At 48.0% G+C, this 1,176-nt stretch carries 1 protein-coding gene; it reads left to right on the top strand.

Features of this window, described 5'->3' with window-relative positions; genetic code table 11:
• Nucleotides 1-952 (top strand): putative manganese transporter (locus R7Q47_RS25535; protein WP_318090162.1); only part of this gene is annotated, 952 nt, incomplete at its 5' end.
• Nucleotides 953-1,176 lie beyond the last annotated feature (224 nt).

The following is a 1,176-nucleotide window of genomic DNA, read 5'->3' as shown; positions in this document are numbered from 1 at the left end:
TCATCATCAGGTGTTTTTTGCAGCCCTACTCGGTGCGCTTCCGGGCTGTGGCGGCGCTATTGTTGTTACGACTCAATTTATTAGTGGACGAGTAGGATTTGGCGCAATCGTAGCCGTACTGACATCAACCATGGGCGATGCGGCATTCTTGTTACTCGCGGCAAAACCGTCCGTCGGCGTTGGCGTCGTCGCACTTGGCATTGTGGTAGGTACGGTTTCGGGTTTGATCGTCAACGCATTTCATCCTGATGATTTTCTACGCCCCGAGCCAAAGCAAGCGAGCGCTCACCACCATTGTTGTCAGCATCAAAGCGAGCGATACACGCCTTTAGAGCAACGTGCGATTAATCTTCAAGGCGCATTCTGGAAGTGGTTGATAGTCCCTGCAAGCATGGTGGCCGTAATGACCTCATTCCAAGTGGATATCAATCAGCTACTGAATTTGAGTCCAAGTAGCATTGAATGGTTAGGAGCGATATTTGCGGTGGTCTCCATGTCGTTGTGGGCAATGACAAAAGAGTTGGGAGATTATCAATCGACGGTGTCAGAAGATGAAAAAATCGTTGATTCACACCCGATTCAAAAAGCAGCTCAAGACACCAACTTTGTCAGCGCGTGGGTTATCGTGGCGTTTCTTGCGTTTGAATTAACGACCTATTTTTCAGGCGTTGATTTGGCTGCTACCTTTTCAAATTGGGGCATCTGGATGCCATTGGCTGGCTTAGCCATCGGTATGCTACCAGGCTGCGGCCCACAGATTCTCGTCACCAGTTTGTACATTACTGGTGCCGCACCATTATCCGCGCAGATTGCGAATGCGATTTCTAACGATGGAGATGCACTGTTCCCCGCGATTGCCATGGCTCCCAAAGCGGCATTGATGGCAACGATCTATTCTTCTATCCCTGCGTTCATTGTGGGCTATGGTTATTACTTTCTGTTTGAGTTTTAGTAATTCCGCTCTCAACAAAGAACGCGTAAAAACAAGAAAAGAGCACAAGTGGCTCTTTTCGTTTAATACTTCGTTTTCAATGACCTTTACGCGGTCACTATTGCTTTGGCATTCAGACCTCTATCGACACTCACTAGAAGCAACTGACAAGGATCTTGGTTGAGCTTTTCTCCAGTCCAGTAGTCATACCAATCAACGGGCTGATCCGCTGTGAGAGTAAATTC

The organism is Vibrio sp. Vb0349 (assembly GCF_033338975.1).
This window is presented reverse-complemented; position numbering and strand designations above follow the sequence as displayed.